Source organism: Kitasatospora sp. cg17-2, assembly GCF_054031055.1.
Genome location: NZ_CM132923.1, coordinates 37128 through 60209, shown reverse-complemented (window position 1 = coordinate 60209; position 23082 = coordinate 37128). Strand labels below are relative to the sequence as shown.

The following is a 23082-nucleotide window of genomic DNA, read 5'->3' as shown; positions in this document are numbered from 1 at the left end:
TCCGTCCCCGCCGCACCGCGTCCGCCGTTCCCGACAGCCCCTCGACCCGTCAGCTCCACCCGACAGGAGGCACCTTCCCATGCGTCCGCGCAGCCCGCGCCGCACCGTCCCGAGAGCGGCGACCGCCGTCGCCGCCCTCCTCGCCACTGGCATGCCGGCCGTCCCGGCGCACGCCGCCGGGACCTCGATCCTCTTCGACCCCGGTCCGCGTACCCGCTGCTTCTCCACCGTCCGCGAGTTCTACGGGGTCGCCCGCACGGCCGACCCCGCCAATCACCACAGCAAGGAGGCGTGCGGCGCGGTCGACCTCCCGGGCCGGGTCGACAGCACCTGCGCACCACCGGGCTTCCCCTACCAGGGCGCGGCCGGACCGCAGTGCCCGGCCTGGGACTTCGTCACGGTCAACTGGAACGGCGCCGACTTCGGCCACCGCCCCGGCTACACCACCGCGGTGGCGGGCCCGCCCTCCGGCGGGCTCGCCCTGACCCTGGACAACGACAGCGCCGAGGCCGGCGACTGCCTCCTGCGCGAGACCTCGCTCTCCTACCAGTACCCGTCCAGCTCGCTGCGCCGGCGCCCCGACGGCAGTGCCTACGGTCTGGGTGACGGTCATCTGCGGGTCGGCTACACCGTCCGGGTCGAGCTGCGTTCGGGCTTCCGCTGTGCCGAGCGGCGGGCGATCCTCACCACCGACCTGGTGTACCTGCAGCCGGACGGGCGCAAGAACGTCATTTCGGTGATCGCCTACGACCCCGGCACCTCGGCCGACCCGACCGGACCCGACCGGGTGACCTGGGACAACCACTGCGCGGGCGACGGCTGCCGGGTCATGGTCCTGACCGAGCGCCCGCTGAGCCCCGGCGTGGACACGCGGGTCGATGTCGACTTCACCGACCTGGCCTCGCGCCTGCGTGACCTGCTGGGGGGCCGGGCGCCCGACCGGGACAGTCGGCTCATCGCTGTCCAGATCGTCAACAGCACCAGGGGCGCCGACCTCCGGGCCACCGTCAGCGGCGTCGACGCGGTGATCACGCCCTGACGGGCTGCACTGGTCAAATCCACAATCCACAATGCGGGATACGAATCCTCATTATGGATGAGATCTGCCACACTGGTCTTCAGTCGGGCCGAAGGGGAGCGTCACCCTCCCCGGCCCGTGTCAGGCACCTTCCAGTCCCACTTCCTCAGACGGAGGACGTTCGTGCTGACTGCCCTGCCCCGACGGCGACGACCGGCGACAACCGCCGCGATCCTGACCGTCCTGCTCCTTGCCCTCTCCCTGGTGCCCGCCCTCGCGGCAGGCCCGGCCACCGCGGCCGGCACCCAGATCCACCAGGGCGTCGGGACCCGTTTCGACGGGACCGGCGAGAAGGCCGGCGGCTGCGGTGTGCCGCCCGCCCAGATCGAGAGCGACCGGTTCGTGGCCCTGAACGTCTGGGACACCCCGGGATACTTCGGCGAGGGCCTGCCCAGGCCCGTCCCCGCCGACCGCGCCGCGATCACCGGCACTTTCGCCAACGGCCTCAACTGCGGCCGCTGGGTGCGCATCACGCTCGGCGACTACTGCAACGGCGACAACCCCGGCCAGGCCGGCGACGGCATCTGCGCCCGAGGCACCTGGGCCGCCGACGCGTACAACGGCGCCACCGTCGACGCCGTGGTGACCGACAGCTGTGGCGACCGCAACGAGTGGTGCCGCTCCAGCCGCGACCACCTCGACCTCTCCAAGCCGACGCTGTCGCAGTTCACGCTCAACGGGAACCGCCTGCCCGACCTGGAGTCCGCCAACCGCTGGAACAACCGCAAGCTCAGCTGGTCGTTCGTCCCGGCGCCGGACTACCGCGGCGACATCTCCATCGGCTTCGCCCTGGACGCCAAGGAGTCGTACGGGCCGGTGATCATCACCAATCTGCCCAACGGCATCCACGGCGTCCAGTACTTCGCGGACGGCGGCTGGCACCCCGCACAGATGACCTCCGACAACGGCCAGCGGTACGAGATCCGCCCGGCCACCGCCGACCACCGCGGCTACCGGATCCGCGTGATCGACGCCGACGACCAACTGCTCCAGGGCGGGCGCGAGTACAGTTTCGACCGGCCGGCGGGTTGCGACCCCTGCACCACGTACTACGCCCCCGCCCCCTACACCGTCTCGGGCGGGAGCACCCCGCCCGCCGACCGGACCGCGCCCACCGTGCCGGCCGGCCTCGCGGTGGCCTCGGCCGACACCGGCTCGGTGGCCCTGAAATGGCAGCCGTCCACCGACAACGTCGGGGTCACCGGCTACGACGTGCTGCGCGACGGAACCCGGGTGGGCTCGCCCACCGGCACCTCCTTCACCGACACCGGGCTCACCCCGGGCAGCCGCCACCGCTACCAGGTGACCGCGCACGACGCCGCAGGCAACGCCTCCGCCCCGTCGGCCGCCGTCGAGGCCACCACCGGCTCCGCTCCCACGACGCCCGGTGGCCCGACCGGCTGCACCGCCCGGATGTCCCTCACCGGGTCCTGGGGCGACGGCTTCAACGCCAAGGTCGAGGTCGCCAACACCGGCCCCGCCGCGATCCAGCGGTGGCAACTGCGCTGGACCTGGCCGGGCCCCGTCACCGTCTCCGAGTTCTGGAACGGCCCGCTGAGCCAGCAGGGCCGGTCCGTCACCGTCACCAACGCCGACTACAACGGCGCCCTCGCCCCGGGCGTCAGCACAGCGGCCCGCGACAACGGCCCCGGACTCACCGCCCGCGGCGCCGTCCCCTACCCCCTGCCCACGCTCACCTGCACCGTCCTCTGACCGGTAGGCAACCAGGAGGGCCCGGCGCCGAACCCGGCCGGGCCGTCGGTGCCGCGGGTCGCCGCCCTCCGGGGCGGCGGCCCGTGGCGCGCACCACAGCGAACACCACCCTCAAAGCCCGCGTCCAACAGCTCACCGCACCCTCCAAGAGCGCGGCGACGGGGTCACTCGGCGGGGGCTTCCATGCACGGGCGCCTCGGGCGCGGCAGGGGTCGCACGCGCGCACGGCGCACTACCTCCGCGCGCTGATTCCCGCCCTCCGCCAGGGTGCTCAAGCCCCCCCAGATTCCTGGGATAGAGGGCGCCGGCCGTGAACGAGAGAATTCTCCGCGCACGGCATTGGTCATGTGCATGAAACCTTGCTACTCACTCCATCCACCGGAGGAGCACCCCCATGAGTTCGCGCACCACGCGCACCACGCGGACCGCCGCCGCCTCGGGAGTCGCCGCGCTCGTCGTGACGGCCGGCCTCGGCCTCGGCGCCGCCCCCGCCCACGCCGACCCGCTCCCCGCTCCATCCACCACCACCTGCGACCCGTACTCCTCCACGGACCTCTTCTGGTACGGCCTTGTCTCCACCAAGGTCGAGCCGGTCGTGACCGACTTCCTGGCCGTCGCCATCACCCCCGGCACCACGGGCACCCGCACCAGCACGCTCACCGAGACCGACTCGGTCACCACCACGGTCAACGCCAGCGCCGAGGTGACTGCCGACTTCAAGGCACTCTTCGCCAAGGTGACCGTCAAGGTCGGTTTCTCCGTGTCCGACACCAAGTCCACCACCCACAGCAGCACCGTCACCAGCACGGTGAACTTCAACAGCCCCGGCTACTACGGGGTCTTCCGCGGTACCCGCAAGGTCACCGGCCAGTACGTCCGCTACGTCTGCGCCCGTTCGGGCAGCACCGGCTACTGGATCAACACCACGCCGAACGGGCCGGGCGCCTTCACCACATTCGACATCCCGGAGGTGGGCACCGTCTCCTGCGCCTCCCCGGAGCCCGCCGGCTCGCTGCGCGCGACCGCGCGGGCACGCCTCTTCTGCTGATGCCCGCAACCACCGCCCCCGCCCCGACCCTCCTCCGCGGAAGCGAGTCCACGATGCCCCGTCCGCACGAACGACGCACCCGCAGTCCGCTGACCCTCCTCGGCACGCTCCTCGGCGCCGTTGCCCTGCTGTTCACGGCCGCCCCCGTCGCCCTGGCGGCGCCCGCGTCCGCCGAGTCCCTGGCCGCCGATCCCGCGAGCAACTACACCTGCGACCCGGGGACCTACACCATCAACACCTCGGGCAACAGCCGCCCGCTGACCGTTGCACTCTCCTCCGGGAACTACGGCTCGATCCTCCAGTACTACTGGACCAACGAGTCCAACCAGAAGTGGAACGTCTGCCGCAGGACGGCGTCCGACGGCCGCGAGATCGTGTACCTCAAGGACGCCTGGCGCCACTGGTGCATGGCCGTCGACCGGTGGAGCCTGCAGCCCCAGGCGATGATCATCACTCTGGGCTGTGTGGACGAGAACGTGCCCCTGAACCAGCAGTTCTGGATGGCGAAGGTGCCGGGCACCAACCGGTTCGCACTCCAGGCCCAGCACTCCGGTCTGTGGATCTCGTCCTCCAACCACACCGACGACATCCTCCAGATGGTCCAGGAGCAGCAGCCCGACCTCTTCTACCTGAGCTACGCCCCCTGACCGGACCGCGTCGCACCGGCTGCCGGGCCCCGTCACAGGGTCGCCGTGACGGGGCCGCCGGGTCGGCCGGGTCAGGGAGCGGGGTGAGGAGAATGAGGAGGAGGTCGGCGGCGCGGACGAGACTGTCGTCGGCGGTGCCGGAGCCCTTCCCGGCCCTGCTCGCCCGCGCTGCGGGCCCGGCCGCACCGAGGAGCGGCAGCGACGACGGTGGCACTTCGCTTCGGCCGCTGCCGCCGGGAAGCACGACCAGGGGGCGGGGGTTCATCATCGGCAACACCCGGACCCGGGGCGGCCCTACCGGCCGGCGTCCACGGCCTGCCGGATCCGCTGCGACAGTTTCTCGGGCTGCCGGGGTCCCTGTGGCACGATCGCAGGATGGCACACATCGGTCTGACCACCCTGCTCGTCCGCGACTACGACGAGGCGATCGCGTTCTACGTCGGCGCCCTCGGCTTCGAGCTGCGCGAGGACACCCCGCGCGGCGACGGCGCCCGCTGGGTGGTCGTGGCGCCCCGCGGGGCGACCGAGACCGGGCTGCTGCTGGCCCGGCCCACCAAGCCCGAACAGCTCGCCCGGATCGGCGACCAGACCGGCGGCCGGGTAGGGCTCTTCCTCCACACCGAGGACTTCGCCGCCGACCACCGCCGGATGGCCGCCGCGGGCGTCGTCTTCCTGGAGGAGCCCCGCCACGAGGCGTACGGCTCGGTCGCGGTCTTCCAGGACCTCTACGGCAACCGCTGGGACCTGATCCAGCCCCGCTGACCCCACGCGCCCCCGCACCCCCGCGCCCACCCCCGCACCCCCTTGTACCCCGGCCGGAACCGCCCCACACTGGGCGGGAGTTCGGGGGCAAGGGGGCGTCATGCGGGGGTACCTGGTTCCACTGCTGCTCGCGGCGGCGGCCGTCGCCGTCACGGCCGTCCGGCTGCACCTCGCTCTGACCGCGCTGCGCCACGCCGAGCGCACGGCGCACCGCCCCGCCCGGGTGGACGCCCAGGCGCTGGCCTGTCTCACCGGGCACCTCGGCGACCTCGCGGTGTTCGGCCTGCACCAGCGAGGCCACGTCGTGCTCACCCGCACCGGCCAGCTCACCGTGACCCGCCCCGACACCCCCGTCCCGCTCGACCAGTGCGCCGTCCGCACCGTCGGGCCCGCCCGCACCCGCGACCTCTCGCTCGTGGTCGCGGACTTCCGCCACCAGCAGGTCCAGCGCGACCTGGAGAAGCGCCTGCGCGCCCAGGGCCTGCTGCAGGACCCCGCGCTGCGCGCCGCCGCCGTCCGCGCCGCCGCCGTCGCCCGCACCACCGCCGTCCTCGCGGTCGCGGTGGTCTGGTACTGCGCCGGACGGACGGTCCAGCACGGCGGGGCCCGCACCGTCCCGCTGCTGTCGCTCGCCCTCGCCCTCGGGTGCGCGGTACTCGTCATCGCCCGCAGCCGCGTCCCGGAGCGCCGCACCACCACCGCCCTCGGCGTGCAGACCGTCGACCGGGCCCGCGCGGGCGCCCGGCGCGAGGACCACACGCTCGCCGTCGCCCTCGACGGCCTGGGCGCCCTGCCGGTGACCCACCCGATCGCCGTCGCGCTGGCCGCCTCCCGGGCCGAGCAGGCGGCCCTGGCCAAGGCCCGGGACGCCCGGCGCGCCGCTTCCTCCTCCGGCTCCACCACCGAACTCTCCGGCAGCGGCGGCGTGGGCCTGGGTGGGGCGTGCGGCGGCGGATCCGGCTGCGGGTCCGGCTGCGGGGGCTGTGGGGGCTGCGGCGGCGGGCTCTGACGTGACTCTGTCGGGGATCCTGGTCGCTGCTGCGTCAGGCGACGGCTCGCCAGGAACGTAGGCGCGGACGCCCTGCTGGTCGAGGTAGTCCTGGAAGGTGGTCGGAGGTCGCGGGAGCGCGCTTTCGCCGGGAGGCCGCTTGCTGAGGAGGCGTTACGCCACAGCCGGGCAGACCAGGGTGACGACGGTGGGCGGGGTCAGGCTCTGGGCGGACCGGTAGGTGCTCGCGCCGTACTCGTAGGAGAAGTACTACTGCACCCAGGAGCCGAACCGGGCGCCGGTGGTGCAGTCGGACTCCGCGGTGAAGCGGTAGCCGAAGGCCACGGTACGGCTCTCGCCCGGCAGGATCGCAACCTGCGGGTACGTCAGGTTGCAGCTTGCGCTGTCGGGTACGGCGCTGCACCAGCTGGCGCCGCCCGCGCAGCCCACGAACTCGTGCCGGACCGCGAGCCACGAGGCCTTCACGTCGCCGGTGTTGACCGTCGCGTAGCAGAAGGTCACCGGCTGGTCCTGGCGGTTGGCGAACGTCACACTCAGTGTGCCGGTCTGGCCGGCTGTCAGAGTGGTCGCGGCGAGCGGGGCAGCGGGGGAGCGGCTGGCCGCCAAGGCCGACGCGACCCCTGTGCCCGGCGAACAGGAGATCTTGCGGCGAAAGGGGCGGAGAATGGCTGGCAGGCCCCCCGGGCGTGCCGAAGATTTTCCTGTGGGGAGACGGCAGACCGGTCGGGCAGCAGGTCCAGCTCTACCTGGCAGGGGCTCTCCGAACTCCGTGCCCACAGCGCCGTACCGGGTGACGCAGGAGCAGTCGAAGGCACCGTCCTCGAGGGATTCCCGCCGTTCGGCCTACGCGGGTCCCGCTACTGCGGTCTCTCCGGGACCGGCCTGCGACACCGCGGCACCGGGGCCGTCGTCCACCTCGCCCGCATCGATGCCCGGCTCGACGGGCGGACCACTCGCCAGGAGCTGTGCCCCGCCCCGCTGGCGCCCCGCCCCGCTGGACGAGCGCCAGCGGGGCGGAATTCGCCAACAGCATCCGTGCGGTGGGGGCCGTCGCCCACATGGACAACAACCCAGCCCGACATCGGACGGAACCGGCAGGCCGGACCACACACCGAACTGCCCCGACCGGACCCTCGCGGCAAGCGTCAGCGAGGCCCTGCTGCGGCACCGGGCAGCGCACAGCCCGGGCGGTTCAGATCCAGTCGCGAGCCCGCGGTGAGGCAGGCGGCGATCCGATGGACCTGCTGGCCGTAGCTGCGGCCCTGCACCGCGGTCACGGATCCGTCCCGGCCCACCTCGCAGGGGTTGTTGTCGGTGCACTGCTCGCCGTCGCGGTTGTGGGTGTTGTTGATGCCCACGACGGTCTCCCCGTCGGGTGCCAGCAGTGCACTGCCGGAGTGGCCCGGCCTGCTGACGCAGTTGTCGCTGGTGGCGTACCGCACCGCGTGGTCCTGTTGGTAGCCGCCCTCCCGCAGGTGCGGCACCACGGCCTCCACCGTGCACGCCGGACGGTTGAAGCTGTAGGCCATGGACAGCCGGTCACCCCTGCGCATCGGGGTGGTGGACAGGCGGAAGACCTTCGCGCCCTCCTCGGCCAACTGTGCGTAGGTCTTGTCCAGCCGGTACAGCGCGATGTCGGTGCCCGACATCGTCGCGTACACCAGACGGGTCGCGCGGGCGGTGGTCCGGGTGTAGCCGGCGGAGTCGTTGATGGTGACCGGGTTCTTCAGATCGGCGGGGCGGTCCACCAACGCCGTCCCGGGCGCGGGCCGACCGCTCGGCACACAGTGGCCGTTGGTCAGCACCAACGCGGGGTCCTTGGGGCGCGCGGTGGGGGGACGCACCACGGACCCCAGGCAGTTGCCCACCTTGGCCGCGCCCTCCACGTTCGGGACAGGGTCGAACGGCGGTACATCGGTTCCGGTCACGATGCCGTTGATCCAGGCGGAGTTCTTCGCGACATCGGTGTACAGGCCGGGGAAGCTGGCGTCCTTGTTGCCGGCACCGACGACCGTTCCCGCCAGCACCCACTCGTCACCCGCACGCACCAGGGCGGGCCCCCCGGAGTCCGTCGTCCCCGGGCCGACCGGAGGATCGAGGCGGCCGATGCACAAGGGCGCAATGGCGTCGACGTTGTCCCAGCACACCCCGAGCGGCACGACCTCGGTGTCGGCCTCGCGCAGTCGGCTGGAGAAGCACGTGGGGTCGCCGAAGTCTTCGCAGTCGGCCGAGGACGGGCCCCAGCCGAGGATGCGGGCGGGCGTCCCCGCGGCGGGCGTGGTGTCGGCCAGCCGCACGGGCTTTGCCCGCACCGGGTTGCGCAGGTGCAGCAACGCGATGTCCTCGCCCGGGGGGTCGTACTTGGCCGTACGCCGGTAGAACCTGTCGACCTCGGCGACTTCGCCGCCGTCGGTGACGTCCAGCGATCCGACGCGGACCTTCCAGTCGCGGGGGACACCCGCCTTCTGGCCCGTCGGGGTGTTGGCGCAGTGTCCTGCGGTCACCACCCACTGCGGAGCGATGAGCACGGCCCCGCACCGGTGTCCGTCCGTGCGGGGAGGGTCGTACTGGAGCGAGGCCATGAACGAGTACGGCTGGGTGGACTCGGTACCCCCGACAATGGCCTGCGCCGGTAAGGCGGTGACCAGGCTCGTGATCGCCACGGCCCCCGTCGCCAGGACGGCGGCCGTCCTTCGGCTCATCCACGTGCGCATGTGTGACTCCCGTTCGTCCGCCGCCGGCCATGAGGCCGGGCGGGCATGTACGGAGGAACGGCACCGGGCCGTTCCGCATGGCCACGATCTTGAACGCAGGTGGTATCGGCCGGACTTCACCCGTGCTTCAGGCGCACCACGGCAACCGCTCGAACGTGTTTCAGCGAGGGCCGGCCCGGAAGCCCGATGAAGATCTCGCCGGTGGAGGGGCTGCCCCCGGCTCGGCGGGCCCCTCCGCTTCCGACGACGGGGCGTAGGCCGCCGTCCACCGTCCGTCGGCCCTCGCGTGCTCCCCGCGACCGCCTCCGTCGTGGGCACTCCGGACGGCGACGGGGCCGAGACCCACGCCGGGTTCCCGCGCTCGCCCGAGGATGCGGTGGCCGCCTCGCCGGTCGGGGACCGGCACTGCGAAGGCTGCCGAACCCGCCCCGAACCCGCCCCGAACCGGTGCCCGGGAAATCCGGGTGTGCCGGACCGGTCAGGGCGCTAGTGTCTGTGCCTGCGGGGCGGCTCCGCAGCGTGCTTCCTTCTCAACTCTTCTTGCAAAGAACTCAAAGCGCGCTCACTTCCCGCCCCGCTTTCGCATGCCCGGGATGTATCCGGACCTGCACGGCGACGGACACGCCACGCCCGACCCGGCACCCGTCCCGTCTTCCCGCGCGGCGGCGCGGGCCCCCGACCGGGGGCTCGGCCGCGCATCGTGGGCCCGAACCCGTTGGGCTCCCTCGCCGTTCCACGCCCCTTGGAGGACCCCTCGATGACGACCCTGAAGACCACCACCGTCACCGTCCGTCCCGTCCGCTCGCCGGCGGCGGTGATGCTGGCACGCCGCGGCGCCCTCTACCTGACCGAGGCGAGCGCCGAGGCGACCGAGGGGACGCTGGCGGGGGTGACCCTGCTGGAGGGCGACCTGCTGGAGCGCGGCTACCTGCTGTCCGCGCCGCTGCGCCACGCGCTGGCCGGCCGCAGCGAGCAGGCCCTGGCGGCGGCGGGCCGGGCCGTCCTCGCGGACGTCGACGGCCTCCTGGGCGCGGACCGCGACCACACGCCGCTGTTCCGCGGCTTCCCGGCGACCACCCCCGCCGACACACTGGCGTTGTGGGTCGACCGCGTCCTGACGGTGCTGCTGCAGGAGCCGGACCAGCCGTGCGTGCTGTGCGGCGAGCAGCGCAGCGTCCACCCGGTGGCCCCGTGCGCGCACCTGGTGTGCCGCTCCTGCTTCGACGGCACCGAGCTCTCCGCCTGTCCGGTCTGCCACCGCCGCATCGATGCCTGCGACCCGTTCCTGCTCCCCGCAGCGCACCGGCCGCCGGCGGGTGCCCGCCGCGCGCTGCCGCAGCGGCTGCGCGTCCTGGCCCACGGCGGCACCCCGGCCGACCTGGCCGACCACGCCGGCGCCGAGCTGGCGGGCCTGCTCGCGCGCACCGGCGCGCTCAGCCCCAGCGACACCGACGACCTGCACACCCTCCTGGACGCGGCCGCCTCGCGCACCTCACTCGCATGGCTGCCGGACCGGATCCCTGCCCGCGAGACCAAGGCCCACGTGCTGGCCTGGCTGCTGCGCGACAAGGCCGCAGGCCCGGCGGTGCTGGCGGCCGTCCAGGCCCGCCTGACCACCGCCACCGACGTGCTGCGCCTGCTGGCCGTGCACTCCGGCGGCGACGCGGGCCTGCTCACGATCCCGCGCCTGGCACCCGTGCCGCGGCCGCTGCGCCGCGCACTGCTCGCCGCCCTGGACACGCTCGACATCGCCCAGGCAGCGGCCGAGCTGCGCCGCCACGAGGACCTCGCCAAGCACACCGGCGAGCTCCTGCACACGTTCGAGCACGCCCGCGCCTACCCGCGCGCAGCTCTCCTCTTCGCCGCACTGCGCTCCTTCCGGCTCACCGGCGACCGCCTCACCCGGCTGCTGCGCGAGGCGGCCGCCGGAATACCCGGCGTGGACGCGACCGGGACCACGGTCCGGGTCACGCCCTGGCCGGTCGAGACGGCGCTCGCGACGCCGATCTGCCGCGCGCGCTCGCGCTGCTCGCGGCCCGTCCCGGCGAGCTGGTCCGCCGCACCGACCACCTGCTGCGCCTGGCCGGCCCCACCGGCGCCGCCCAGGTCCTGGACGCCCTCGCCCTGGCGGCGCCGCGCGTCGCCTCGGCGGTGCTGCTGTCCGCGCTCGGCGCCCTGCGCACCCGCACCACCACGCACCAGGCCCGGGTGTTCTTCCCCAAGGGACCGGCCGCGAAGGCGTACCTGGCCGACGACACCCGCCCCGCCCTGGACGCGGACGTCGTCGAGCGGGCCACCGCCGTCCTGACCGGCGAGGCGCTGCGCCGCGCCGCCGAGCTCCCGCCGGTGGACCTGGCCGTCGTCGACGCCGAACTGCACGGCATCACCGCGCCGTTCGCCGAGCGCACCGCCTCCCGGGCGCTGGTCACCCTCCCGCGCGGCAGCGAGCTGACCCTGCCCGACGGCCGCACGCTGCGCCTGTTCCTCCACTGGACGGAGTCGGACACCTCCGGCCGGACCGACCTGGACCTGGCCGCGGCGATGTTCGACGCCGACTGGAACCACATCGGCACCTGCGACTTCACCCACCTGCGCTTCGCCGACGAAGCGGCGGTCCACTCCGGCGACCTGACCAGCGCCCCGGCCCCGAACGGCTCGAGCGAGTTCGCCGACCTCGACCTGGACCTGCTGGCCGCCGCCGGGGTGCGCTACGTCGTCGCCGTCGTCCTCAGCTACAACAACGTGCCCTTCGACCGGCTCGCGGAGGCGTTCGCCGGGGTCATGGTCCGCGACGAGCACGGCACCACCGGCCCGGTCTTCGATCCGCGCCAGGTCGAGCAGCGCTTCGACCTGACCAGCCCGGCCAGGGCCAGCATCCCCATGGTCCTGGACGTCGCCGGCCGGACCATGCGCTGGCTCGACGTCGTCCAGGGCGTGAGCGGCACCCACCACGCCGTCCACCGCCACACCGACGCCCTGGCCGCGCTCGGCCGGCACCTGACCGGCCACTTCGCCACCGGCGCCCGCGTGGGCCTGGGCGAGGTCGCCCTCTGGCACGCCGCCGCCCGCGCCCGTGCCGTGGCGGTACGCCACCTCGACGGCACCGTCAGCGGCTACCGGCGCCGCGCGGGCGAGGACGTCCCCGCGTTCGCGGCCCGGATCGGCACCCCGGACACCGACCGGGCGGTCGGCGCCGTGGACCTGACGGGTGCGCAGCTGGCGTTCCTGCTGCGCGGTGACCTCGCCCTCCCCGCCGGAGCCCAGGTGTACGCGCTGCACCCGGCGGCCCTGGACGCGGGTGCGGTCCGGCTGCTGGCGGCCACCGAGCTGGTGGCCGCGCTCGCCCCGCAGTAGTGGGACGTCGCCCGGCAGCCGGTCGGGGCTCCGGGGAGGACACGGCGCGTTTCGTGGGCCCACATCGTGATCTCGACCCGCTTCGGGCGCCCCGCTTCGGCGGGGCGCTCCGGAGGCGTCTGCGAGGTTGCTGGTGGCAACAGCGTCAGCTCCCGCTCACCCTCCGCGTACAGGCCGGCGAACTCCGCGACCCGGGCGAACGTCGCATGCGAATCGCCTGGGGCGGGCCGAACGCTCGTCGGCGATACTGGGTCCATGGAGTACGTCGGTCGGGTGCCCGCCCCGCCGCTCGACGGGTTCATCGACGACATCTACTGCCTGACCGGGGTGCCGGGTCACCGCCGTATGGTCGTCCCGCCGATGCCGTCGTCGCACCTGGTCGTCAACCTGGGCGAACCAGCCCGCCTGTGGGACTCCGACCCCTCGGTGCCCTCGGAAGTGGTGTCGGACGGGTGGTTCGTGGGTGTGTGGACCAGGCGTTTCCTCTATGAGTACCCCACACGGGTAAGGCTTGTCGGGGTGCACTTCAAGCCTTGGGGGATGGCGGCGTTCGTCGACGTGCCGGCGACCGAGCTGCGGGACCGATGGGTGCCCGTCGACGCCGTGTGGCAAGGGTCCGTGGATCGGATCCGCAACCGGGTCGGCGAGGCCACCTCCACCGCCGAGGCGCTGCGGATCCTGGAGGAGGAATTGCGCTCGCGCCTGATCGAGGCACCGTCGCGCGGGCTCGACCTGGTCCAGCACACCGGCGGACGGTTGGAGACCTCCCACGGCACGGTCCCCGTCGGTGCGCTGAGCGACGCCGCCGGAGTCAGCAGCACCACCCTGGCCACGCAGTTCAAGGCGAACGTCGGGGTCACCCCGAAGAAGGTGGCCCGGATGTACCGCTTCGCACAGCTGATCAGGTCCGTGGACGCCACGGGCCCGGTCGACTGGTCGGAGCTCGCTCTCCTCGCGGGCTACTTCGACCAGTCCCACTTCGGCAAGGAGTTCAAGGACTTCACCGGCCACACCCCGACGGAGTACCTGGCGCTGAGACGCCGGATCCCTCCCGAGCGGGAGTTCCCGCCGGACGAGGGTCCGATGCCTGCACTTTGATTTTCTACAAGCGCAGCCCTTCCGGAGGCCCGCAGAATCGGGGGTGACCGTTCCTGACGTTCCGGGGAGACCCTCATGGGCACAGTGATCATGCACAACGTGGTGTCGGTGGACGGCTTCATCGCCGACAGGAACGACGGGGTCGGGCCGCTCCACGACTGGTACTTCAGCGGGGACACCCGGCTCACGGAAACCGGCGCCGGGGACGGGGCGTACGACCACTCCGAGGGGGGAGGCGGCTTCAAGCTCTCACGTGTTTCGGCGGCGTACGTCCAGCCGGTGTGGGACTCGATCGGTGTGATCGTGATGGGCCGCCGCCAGTTCGACCTCGTGAACGGCTGGGAGGGCCGGCCGCCCGCGGGCGACCACGTGGTCGTGGTGTCCCACCGGCCCAAGCCCGAGGGCTGGCACCCCGAGGCGCCGTACTACTTCGTCGACGGCGTGAAGGCCGCGATCGCGAAGGCCCAGGAGCTCGCCGGCGACCGGGTCGTCGCCGTGAGCGCCGGTGAAGCAGGCGGCCAGATCCTCGCCGCCGGCCTCGTGGACGAAGTGGCGATGGACGTGGTGCCGGTGGTGTTCGGCTCTGGCAGGCGCTTCTTCGGTAGCTTCGACGGGCAGCAGCTGCTGGAGGATCCCCACGTGGTCGTCCAGGGCAACCGGGTGCTGCACCTGAGGTTCAGGGTGCGTCGCTGAAGGTTGTTCCGGAAGGTCCGGGACCGGGCATTTCTCCGGTACCGGTGGGGTGCTCCGGGTTGAGCCGGCTCGGTCGGGATGGCGGGCATGCCGGGGGCCGCAACCCGGTCACCGGCGAGCGGGTCGTAGAGCGGAGCGTGGCGGTGCGGACGTTGGCGGTGATGGCCACCTGTGGGATGTACGACGGCGCCGGGGAGTGGTTGTTGAGTGTTGGTTTGCCGGCGAAGAGTGGGGTGTCGGGTGGGTTGATCGCGGTGGGTCCGGGTCGGTTCGGTGTCGCGGTCTACAGTCCGCCGTTGGATGCGGCGGGGAACTCGGTGCGGGGTGTGGCTGCGCTGACTGCGATGTCGGAACGGCTTGCTCTTCACCTGATGCACGCACCGGTGCACCTGACGGCGACTGTCACGGACGCCGGGCACGGTGCCCGGTCCTCGCGTGCCCGCAGTCCGGAGGAGAGCGCGCTGCTCAACGCGAGCAGTCGGCGTATTGTCGTTGTCGGTGCCCAGGGCGAGCTGGAGTTCACCGAGACGGAGCAGTTGTTGGGGGCTGTCGAGGGGGCCGTTCCCGAGCCGCCGGGCTGGCTGGTGCTGGACCTGATGGCTGTCACCGGGATCCGGCCGGGTTCGGCGGCGATGCTCGCCGCGGGTCTGGCGGACGTCGCCCGGCGTGGTCACCGGATCGTCGTCGCTGCCCAGGAGCCGTTCCTGGTAGGCGTCGGCGGGTACTCCGGCTGGCGGGCTTTCGCCTACCGGGACGACGCGGTGGCCTGGTGCGAGGATCAGCTCCTGGTAGGCGAGCTGCCCGTCGGCCCGCCCGTTGCGGAGGGCGGGAGCGGGCCGTCTGCCGGGGCCGGTTGCGGGCCGTGACGTGCGGCGGCGGGGTCCGGTCGATGCCGGGCGGCGGCGGGGTTCCGTGACCTGCGGGACGACGGGCTCCCGGTCGGGTCTCCTCGACGGTCACGGTCCTGGCCGTGCTGTCGTCGAGGGGGGTGTCCGGCGGCTCACCCGGGATCCGTGCGCCGCCGTGCGCCGCCGTGCGGCGCCGTGCGGCGTGGCCGCAGGGAGGGCGAGGGCGGGGGAGGGCGGGCGGCGCCGCGTCGTCCGTCTCCGTCTCCGTCTCCGCCTCGGCCTCCGCCTCGGCCTCCGCCTCCGCCTCCGCGTCCGTTTCGGAGTTCTGGGACGGTTCGTTGAGTCAGCGGGGCCGGTCCGTGGCTGTGACGAACGCCGGCTGCGACGGGGCTCTGGCCCCGGGCGTCGGCACGGCGGCCCGCGACGACGGTCCCGGGCTCACCGTCCGCGGTGCCGTTCCCTATCCCCCTGCCCGCGTTCGCCTGCACTGTCCTCCGACGGGTAGGCAATCAGGGGGGCTCGTGGCGCGGGTCCGCGCCGTGCCCGGTCGGGCTGTCGGTGCTGCGGGTCGCGGCCCTGCGGGGCGGCGGCCTGTGGCGCGCAGGTGGGTCACGGTCGCTGGCGGGTCACGGTCGCTGGCGGTGCGGCCGGGTTCGGCGTGCGGGGGCGTTCTCGTACTCGGACCGGTGCGCGCTGTCCCGGGGCCCGGCCGCCCGCGGTGGCCGGGCTCCGCAGCCGTGGCATCGCGGTGAGTTGCCACGATCGGCATCCAGCCGGCATCGTTGAGGACGTCCGTGCTGGTGGAGCCCGGCGGGTGCTCCAGCAGCAGGGCCTTGACCGGGGAGAACGCCCGCTCGGCGGTGGACCTGTCGCTCGCCCGCAGAGCGCGGGCGGCAGGATGTTGCGGCCCAGGGCCTGCTGGGCGTCGACCGGACGGTGGTCCTCGTGCGGACGGGCTCCCACGACCGCGCGGGTCCTGACGGCCTCTGCCGTCCGACTGCGGCGGACGGGTCGTACGTCCGAACCGTGGGAACCGGCGCGCCCCGCCTCGGCCTTCTCTGCACTACGGCTCGCCCCGGTGGTTGTGGCGGCCGTGAGCGTGACGGGCGGTCAGTGCCGGAAGGGATCCGTCTCTCCGTTGATCCGGATCAGAAGGTCTGTGATCGGGTCCCGGCCTCCGCTGGGGACGAGGATGAGTCCTGCGGCATGGATCGCCTCACCGGCCTCCCCGGACGCGGTCCGGGTTGTCGGTGTGCGGCTGTGACCGGACGTCGCCTCCAGTCGCCCGGCCTGCTCGCCCGGCCCGCCCGCCTGCTCGCCGTTCGCCCGGCCCCGCTGGCCCGCTCGTCCGCCCGGCCGCCTGGCAGGTCGCCTGGCAGGTCGCTCGCCCGGCTCGCTCGCCCGGCTCGTCGGTCCGCTCGTCGGCCCGGCTGGCCGGGTCGGCGCGGTGACGGCCGCGGTCGGGGTGTTTGGCGTGTTGTGGTGGCGGGGGGTGGGGTGTCGGTGTTGCGGGTGCCCCTATGTGTGTGGTCAAGGTCCGAGGCCAGTAGGTTCGTGCGGGCAGGGGCGGGCCGAGTCGTAGGGGTGTGCATGAGTGATAGCCAGGTCATGATCCAGCTCACGAGTGACGAGGCACTGGTGCTGTCGTACTGGCTGGAGAAGCTCCAGATGACGGACCTCAGCCGCGTTGTCGACGATCCGGCGGTCTGGGCTCCGATCCATCGGATCGCTGGAACACTCGACAAGTCGCTTCCTGAGCTGTTCGCGCCTGACTATGACCAGCGGCTTGAGGCCGCTCGTCAGCGGCTTCGGCCGGAGGATTGATCGAGCACTCTGGACTCCTCGCCTGGCCGCAGCGGGTTCGGGCTTGTAGAAGGTCCTGTCGCGGAGCATCGCGAACGGGACGTCGGCCCGGTGTCTGGCGAGGCGGGGGTCTGGTGCGGCCGGTGCGGTCCCTGTGTCCGGGGAGCGGGAGATCTTGCGGTCGGCGGGGCGGGAAGCGGCTTGCCCGGCCCGGGGCGTGCCGAAGATCTTCCTGTGCGGGGCCGGCGGTCCAACGGGTGGGAAGGTGGGGAGGTCTGACGGGCCGGGGGGTTCGGTGGTGCGGGGGGTGGGGCCCGTGGGCCTTTGCCCGGAACGGGGTCCGGTTGTTCCGGTGTCACCGGTGTCCGCCCCCCGTACGGGGTCCGGTTGTTCCGGTGTCACCGGTGTGCGCCCCCCGTACGGGGTCCGGTTGTTCCGGTGTCACGGGTGTCGATCACGCTGATCCTTTACGAGGTCGTGCTGTCCCGGCCTCGTTGGCGTGGCACCGGTCGCCGGCATCCACGTGACGAAGAGCCTCCCAACGAGCTGGTGGTCCTGCCCCTATCAGCGGTCCACCGGTGCCTCCGGCCCGGTGGCACCACCCCCCGGGTCATGCGAACTGCAGGGGGGAACAGTCCTGCCGAGCCGGAGGCCGGGAGCCCCGTTGCGGGGCCACGAAAAAGGTAGCGGGGGGCAGGGGGTCCGTCCGTTCTCCGTCGGTTCTCGGGTTGTGCCGGCTGCGTGTCGGGGTCTGTCCCGTGTGGGTCGCGTTCCTGGCCGCACGGTGGTGCCGTCGGGCGTGACCGGGCGTGACCGGGGGGTGTGGGGCGGGTGGGTTCAGTGCAGTACCTCCAGTTCCGGCCAGTGGTCGCCGGGCCGGTCGAGGAAACCGGTGGGCCGCCCCATCAGGTATTGGGCGAAGAAGGCGGCGACGGCGGTGCGTTGGGCGGCCAGGGAGCGGTGGGGGTCGAGGGTGCCGATGAGTGCGGCCGTGTCGGGGACCGGGAGGCGGTGGACGAGCTGGGGCAGGAGGACCTGGAGGTCGGTGTACGAGCCGTGGGCGGCGTTCCGCAGCCGCAGGGCGTGCCGGGGGCCGGTGGACGCCGCCCAGCAGGAGGCCCAGTCCGGTTCGGTGGTCAGGGTCTTCGTTCCGGAGGCCATCAGGAGGAAGGGCTTGGCGAGGCCGCTGTCGGCGACGGGTCCCAGGAGGGCGCCGTCGAGGTCGGCCGCCGCGCGGACGCGGGGCTCGTCGTGGGCGAGCTGGGCGGCGACGGAGCCGCCGAGGGACTGCCCGAGCACGCCGGTCCTGGCCGGGTCGGCGGCTTGGGCCAGCCCGTCCGGGAGCGGGTCGGTGCCGGTGTCGGGGCGGTGGCCGCGGGCGAGCCGGTCGAGTGCGCCGAGGACGAAGCGGGCGTCGGCGAGGCGGGCCCGGGAGTGTCCGGCGAGGAGGGCGGCGATGACCTGCGGGGTGAGGTCGTCGGGGAGCGGGAGGGCGCGTTCGACCCGGCCGCCGGGGAACTCGACCTGTTCGGCCTCGTAGGTGGAGTCGAGGGCGACGACGAGGTGGCCGTGGCTGGCCAGTTCCTCGACCAGGGTGGTGCCGAGGGCGCGCGAGCCGCCGTCGCCGGAGGAGAACAGCACCACGGGCAGCCGGCCGGCACGGCGGGCGACGGGCGCGCCGGTGCGGGCGTGGGTCCTGATGCCCCGCCAGTCGGCGGCGCCGGTGGGGACACCGAGGGCCGGTGCGGAGTGCGTGTCCCAGTCGGCCGCCGCGGCCGGGGGCAGCCAGGGGGCCCTCGGGTGGTAGGCGCCGGGTTCCGCCGGGTACCAGAGGCCGCCATGAGCTCCCGGTAGGGCTGGGCGGGCAGGAGGGGGTCGGGGCGGCTGTCGTCGACCAGGTGCAGCGCGACGGTGCCGACGGGCCAGGGGCCGGTGGGCGCGGGCAGCCGCAGCGGGACGGGGGTGCCGGGGGTGTGCGCGGGGCCGGCCCCCGCGGCCGGGGCGGCGGGGCGGCTTCCCGGGGCGGGGGCGGGGGCGGGGGCGGCGGCGGTGGCGAGCACGGCGGCGCCGAGCGTGCCGAGCGTGCGGAGCAGGGCGCGGCGGGTCTGGGGCATGGGCGGGCTCCTCGGGCGGGTGCGGCTGCGGGGTCGTCACCAGGGTTTCGCCGCCGGGGGTGCGGGGCGCCCTGCGGGGGGACGGTCCCGCGGGTGGTCGCGGGTCGCCCCGGGGGCGCGTGCGCTCCTGCGCGCGGAGGAGGCCCCGGTGTCCCGGGGTCTCCCCGGTCTCCGCCGGTGGGCGGACGCGTTCGCGGGCGCGGGGGTCCTAGCGTGGGGATCCGGCGAGGACGCCGCGGGAACGCGGAGGCGAGGACGGACACGATGACCGGGACCGGTGCGGTACGGACGGGGCGGCCGGGTGCCCTCGCGCGGCTGCCGGGGCGGGTGCCGCCCCTGGTGGCGGACGCCGCGCTCGCGGCGGCCCTGTTCCTGCTGACGCTCGGGCCGGGGCGGGTGGCGGACGGTAGGGGTTTCGCGCTGCAGAGCGCTCTGGTGCTCCCGTTGGTGTGGCGGCGGCGGGCGCCCCGGTCCGTGTTCGGCGTGATCGCGGCCGCGGCGCTCGTGCAGTGGCTGCTGGGTGTTCAGCTGCCGGCCGACGCGGCGTTGCTGGTCGCCCTCGGGACGGTGACCGCGCGGGCGCCGTACCGGTCGGCGTGGGCGGCGGGTCTGGTGGCGGCGGCGGGTGCGGTGCTCGCGGCGGCGCGCTGGGCGCCCGAGGGACGCTTCCTCGCCTCCGGCGCCGCGATGGCGGCGGCGGTCGCCGCGAGCGCGCTGCTCGGGGCGAACACCCGCGTCCGGCGGGCCGCGCGGGCGCAGCGGCTGGCGCGCCTGGAACGGGACCGCGACGAGCGGGAGCGCCGGGCGGTGGAGGAGGAACGCGCCCGGATCGCGAGGGAGTTGCACGACAGCGTGACGCACGGCCTGTCGGTGGTGGTGGCGCTGGCGGACGCGCTCGGGCACGCGCGGCCGGCCGACGCCTGCGCCGTGACGGCCCGGATCGCGGAGACCGGTCGGCAGGCGCTGGGCGACATGCGGCGGGCGCTGGGCCTGCTCCAGGACGCCGGACCCGACACCGGGTCCGGTACCGACGCCGGGTCCGGTGCCGGGTCCGGTGGCGAGCGCCGGTCGCCGCCGGGGATCGGCCAGCTGGGGGCGCTGTGCGCGCGGATGGAGGCGGCGGGCCTGGTGACCCGGCTGCGGGTGGACGGCGAGGCCGCCGGGGTGCGCGGCGGCGGCGCAGCTGACAGTGCACCGGCTCGTCCAGGAATCGCTGACCAACGTCCTGCGCCACGCGCCGCAGGGGACGCGCGCCGAGGTGCGGGTGTCCTGCGCGCCGGGGGCGGTCACCGTCGAGGTGACCGACGACGGGCGGGCCGCGGGGACCGGGCGTCCCGGATCCGCGGGGGCCGGACTGGGTCTCACGGGGATGCGGGAACGCGCCGCGGCCTTCGGCGGGGTGCTGGAGGCGGGCCCGCGGCCGGGCGACGGCTGGCGGGTCTTCGTACGGCTGGATCCGGGGGGCGCGTCGTGAGCGTCCGGGTGCTGCTGGTGGACGACGAGGAGCTGCTGCGGCTGGCGTTCGCCATGATCCTGCGCGCCGAGCCGGACATGGAGCCGGTCGGGGAGGCGGCCGACGGGGCGGCGGCGGTGGAGCTGGCACGGCGGCTGCGGCCGGACGTGGTGCTGATGGACGTGCGGATGCCGGGCACCGACGGCATCGAGGCGACCCGGCTGCTGCGGCGCGAGGTGCCCGGGACGCGGGTGCTGGTGCTCACGACCTTCGACCTGGACGCCTACGCCTTCGAGGCGCTGCGGGCCGGGGCCTCGGGCTTCCTGCTGAAGAACAGCCGGCCGCAGGAACTGCTGGGGGCGATCCGCGACGTGGCCCGGGGGGACGCGGTGCTCTCCCCCCGGGTGACCCGGCGGCTGCTGGACCGCTTCGCGCACCGCCTCCCCGCCGCCGGGCACGACGGGGGCGGGGGCGACGCGCAGCGGCTGGGCGTGCTGACCGCGCGCGAGCGGGAGGTCCTGCTGGGGGCCGCCCGCGGCCTGACCAACACGGAACTCGCCGCCGCCCTCGGTCTCGCGGAGCCCACGGTGAAGAAGCATCTCGGCCGGGTCATGTCCAAGCTGGGTCTGCGGGACCGGGTGCAGGCGGTGATCCTCGCGTACGAGTGCGGGCTGGTCGGGCCGGGGTAGCCACGGGCGGCCGTCGGGCGGTGTCCGACGGCCGGCCCGCCCGGACACCCGGCCCGCCCGGACACCCGGCCCGGCCGGACACCCGGACACCCGGGCAGTCCGGACACCCGGCCCGGCCCGGCCCGGCCGCTGCCCGGACCGCCCGGCCGCTGCCCGGACCGCCCGGGAGTACCGGCCGGACGCAGGCCTGCGGGCGGCGACGGGAACAGGGGCGCGCCCCGGACCCCGGGCCGTCCGCCGCCGACACCGCGGACGCGGTCGACCCGAACCGGCAGGAGCCCGGTCCGGTGCGGGCGCCGGACCTCCTCCCGGGCGGCAACCGGCCGAGGCAGGCGTTCGACGCGGCCACCGCCCGCCCGCGGACCGGACTGCGCCGCGCCGCCGCCGGCCGCGAAAACCCCTACGGCGGCACCGGCGAGGCCGCCCGCCTCGAACTGCTCCACGACGGTTCGCTCGCCGGCGCGACGGAACCGGCCGCCGGCCACTGCGGCCCCGCCTTTCTCCCGGTCGAGCGGCAGGTACCGCGGCAACGGCCGGAGAAGGGGCGTCCGGGACCCGGTGACGGTCGCGGCCCTGCACGCGTCCCGCCGCGCGGCGCACGGCACGTCCCGGGGCCGGGTCGGGACCGTCCCCACCGCCCCGATCCACAAGGCCGATCCGGTACGCCCCGTCCGCGGGCACCGGACAACGGGGCACCCGGAGCCCGTGCCGAACGGCATCACGCTGCGCCGCATCGTGCCCGCGAACGCCGAGGCGCCGCCGGCCGACGTCGTGTCCCCGGCGGGCAAGCGGGAGCGGTTCGTTCGGCAGCTCGCTGCGGACCTCGTGCAGCGGTTCGCCGTACCGGCTCTCCGGTCGCTGCGACGGTCGTCCCCGACGGCAGGGGCCGGGTCCGCGGGGGCCCGCCCCTTCGCCGCGTCCGCCCGCCTGCGGCTCCGTCCGTCCGCGGGCCCGCCCGCGGCTGCTGGGCGGGCCCGCGGACGGGTGCGGACGGTCCGTGCCGGACGAGGTCCTCGATCCGGGTGGCGCAGGCCGGGACGGTGGCGAGCGGTTCGGCGGCGGCCGGGTTCTCCCCGGCGGCCGGGCGCGGGCCCGCCACCGTGCGGCGGACCCCGGCGGCCGCCGCGGCGACCGGGACCACCGGCAGCCGCGGGAGAAGTGATCGACAGACCGACGTGCCGGGGGAGAGGGCGGCCTGCGAGCACGCGTGCACGTGCGGGTGCTCGGGTGTCCGCGGTGGCTCCGCGCGGGGGCGGCGGAACACGGCGACCTGCCTCCTCGCGGTGAACTCCGCCGACCCGCAGGTGACATGAGCGTCCATCGGGGTGCCAGGGCGGGTTCCCCGGACCCGGCCGGCCGACGCTTCCGGGGCCGGCTGTTTGAAATCGTCTGAGCGGGAACCCGAAGGACGGGACCGACCAGCCACTCCGGGCCGCGGTCGAACCCGAGGAGGAGCGGTATGAGCATCTGGATCGTTCTGGCAGTGGCCGTGCTGGCAGCCGCGGCGGCCCTCGCCGTGCTGCTGCCGCAGTGGAACACCCGCCGGCTGCAACAGCGTTTCGGTCCGGAGTACGACCGGACGGTGCGGGCGCACGGCGGCCGCACCGGGGAGGCCGAGCACGAGCTGGCCGGCCGGCTGCGGCAGGCCGGGCGGCTGGCGCTCACCCGGCTGCCGCAGCGCCGCGCCGAGGAGGTCGCCGACCGGCTCGCCGCCCTCCAGGAACTGTTCGTCGACGACCCCGCCCGCTCGCTGGACGAGGCCGTGACCCTGCTCGACGGCACGCTCGACGAGATCGGCTTCCCTGCCGGGGACCGGCTTGCCGTGCTCTCGGTCGATCACGCCGCCCTCGTGCCCGGCTACCGGAGCGCCCGGCAGGTGCTGGAGCGCAGCCGGTCGGAGCGGGTGGGCACCGAGGAACTGCGCACCGCGCTGCTGGCCGTGCGTGACCTGTGCCTCGAGGTGGCCCGCCCCGGCGACGAGGAGGGCAGGACGGCCCGTGCCGGCAACTCCACCGGTGCCGTCCACCGCTCCGGCCCGCGCCACGCCACCCGATGACGC

At 74.5% G+C, this 23082-nt stretch carries 17 protein-coding genes and 1 pseudogene; 15 read left to right on the top strand and 3 right to left on the bottom strand.

Annotated features, from left to right (window positions below):
* Positions 1-79: 79 nt before the first annotated feature.
* The 6 genes from ACW14Y_RS00225 to ACW14Y_RS00200 all read left to right on the top strand — a co-directional run bounded on the left by ACW14Y_RS00225 (position 80) and on the right by ACW14Y_RS00200 (position 6257).
* Complete coding sequence (locus ACW14Y_RS00225; protein WP_456985419.1) at positions 80-1039, top strand: hypothetical protein; 960 nt, start codon at positions 80-82, stop codon at positions 1037-1039.
* A gap of 162 nt (positions 1040-1201) precedes the next feature.
* Positions 1202-2791 carry a cellulose binding domain-containing protein gene (locus ACW14Y_RS00220; RefSeq protein WP_456985418.1) on the top strand — a complete coding sequence of 530 codons (1590 nt, stop codon included), beginning with the start codon at positions 1202-1204 and terminating at the stop codon, positions 2789-2791.
* 394 nt (positions 2792-3185) lie between these two features.
* Positions 3186-3839 (top strand): hypothetical protein, encoded by a 654-nt coding sequence (locus ACW14Y_RS00215; protein WP_456985417.1) that lies wholly within the window; start codon positions 3186-3188, stop codon positions 3837-3839.
* A gap of 53 nt (positions 3840-3892) precedes the next feature.
* Entirely contained in the window at positions 3893-4486 is a 594-nt protein-coding gene (locus ACW14Y_RS00210) for an RICIN domain-containing protein (RefSeq protein WP_456985416.1), read from the top strand.
* Positions 4487-4861: 375 nt separating this feature from the next.
* Complete coding sequence (locus ACW14Y_RS00205; RefSeq protein WP_380299921.1) at positions 4862-5248, top strand: VOC family protein; 387 nt, start codon at positions 4862-4864, stop codon at positions 5246-5248.
* A 100-nt stretch (positions 5249-5348) separates the two neighbouring features.
* Positions 5349-6257 (top strand): TIGR04222 domain-containing membrane protein, encoded by a 909-nt coding sequence (locus ACW14Y_RS00200; protein WP_456985415.1) that lies wholly within the window; start codon positions 5349-5351, stop codon positions 6255-6257.
* A 249-nt stretch (positions 6258-6506) separates the two neighbouring features.
* On the opposite strand, the gene ACW14Y_RS00195 is transcribed toward ACW14Y_RS00200, so the two are convergent.
* Positions 6507-6788: a hypothetical protein gene (locus ACW14Y_RS00195; RefSeq protein WP_456985414.1), complete on the bottom strand. Its 282-nt coding sequence runs from the start codon at positions 6786-6788 to the stop codon at positions 6507-6509.
* Between the two features lie 614 nt (positions 6789-7402).
* Positions 7403-8959 (bottom strand): trypsin-like serine protease, encoded by a 1557-nt coding sequence (locus ACW14Y_RS00190; RefSeq protein WP_456985413.1) that lies wholly within the window; start codon positions 8957-8959, stop codon positions 7403-7405.
* Between the two features lie 769 nt (positions 8960-9728).
* On the opposite strand from ACW14Y_RS00190, the gene ACW14Y_RS00185 reads away from it, so the two are divergent.
* From ACW14Y_RS00185 to ACW14Y_RS00160, 6 genes are all read left to right on the top strand, one after another.
* On the top strand, positions 9729-11279 hold the full coding sequence (locus ACW14Y_RS00185) for an RING finger family 4 domain-containing protein (protein ID WP_456985412.1): 1551 nt from the start codon (positions 9729-9731) through the stop codon (positions 11277-11279).
* Positions 11180-12325 (top strand): TerD family protein, encoded by a 1146-nt coding sequence (locus ACW14Y_RS00180; RefSeq protein ID WP_456985411.1) that lies wholly within the window; start codon positions 11180-11182, stop codon positions 12323-12325. The genes ACW14Y_RS00185 and ACW14Y_RS00180 overlap by 100 nt, the downstream gene beginning before the upstream one ends.
* A 255-nt stretch (positions 12326-12580) precedes the next feature.
* A complete protein-coding gene (locus tag ACW14Y_RS00175) occupies positions 12581-13423 on the top strand; it encodes a helix-turn-helix domain-containing protein (protein ID WP_456985410.1) in 843 nt (280 codons plus the stop codon).
* A 75-nt stretch (positions 13424-13498) separates the two neighbouring features.
* Positions 13499-14116, top strand: coding sequence for a dihydrofolate reductase family protein (locus ACW14Y_RS00170; RefSeq protein WP_402725106.1), 618 nt, complete (start codon positions 13499-13501; stop codon positions 14114-14116).
* Positions 14117-14175: 59 nt separating this feature from the next.
* Entirely contained in the window at positions 14176-14982 is an 807-nt protein-coding gene (locus ACW14Y_RS00165; RefSeq protein ID WP_456985409.1) for a glutaminase, read from the top strand.
* Between the two features lie 1572 nt (positions 14983-16554).
* Entirely contained in the window at positions 16555-16788 is a 234-nt protein-coding gene (locus tag ACW14Y_RS00160) for a hypothetical protein (RefSeq protein WP_380443024.1), read from the top strand.
* An 816-nt stretch (positions 16789-17604) separates the two neighbouring features.
* On the opposite strand, the gene ACW14Y_RS00155 is transcribed toward ACW14Y_RS00160, so the two are convergent.
* Entirely contained in the window at positions 17605-18921 is a 1317-nt protein-coding gene (locus ACW14Y_RS00155; protein WP_456985408.1) for an alpha/beta hydrolase family protein, read from the bottom strand.
* 224 nt (positions 18922-19145) lie between these two features.
* On the opposite strand from ACW14Y_RS00155, the pseudogene ACW14Y_RS00150 reads away from it, so the two are divergent.
* The 3 genes and pseudogenes from ACW14Y_RS00150 to ACW14Y_RS00140 all read left to right on the top strand — a co-directional run.
* Positions 19146-19823, top strand: a pseudogene (locus ACW14Y_RS00150) (DUF7134 domain-containing protein); the annotation flags it as partial.
* Between the two features lie 528 nt (positions 19824-20351).
* The gene (locus tag ACW14Y_RS00145; protein WP_456988399.1) at positions 20352-21023 is read left to right on the top strand and encodes a response regulator transcription factor; all 672 of its coding nucleotides are present in this window, start codon (positions 20352-20354) and stop codon (positions 21021-21023) included.
* Positions 21024-22482: 1459 nt separating this feature from the next.
* Positions 22483-23079, top strand: a complete 597-nt coding sequence (locus ACW14Y_RS00140) for a hypothetical protein (protein WP_456985407.1) — start codon at positions 22483-22485, stop codon at positions 23077-23079.
* The last annotated feature ends 3 nt before the right edge of the window (positions 23080-23082 follow it).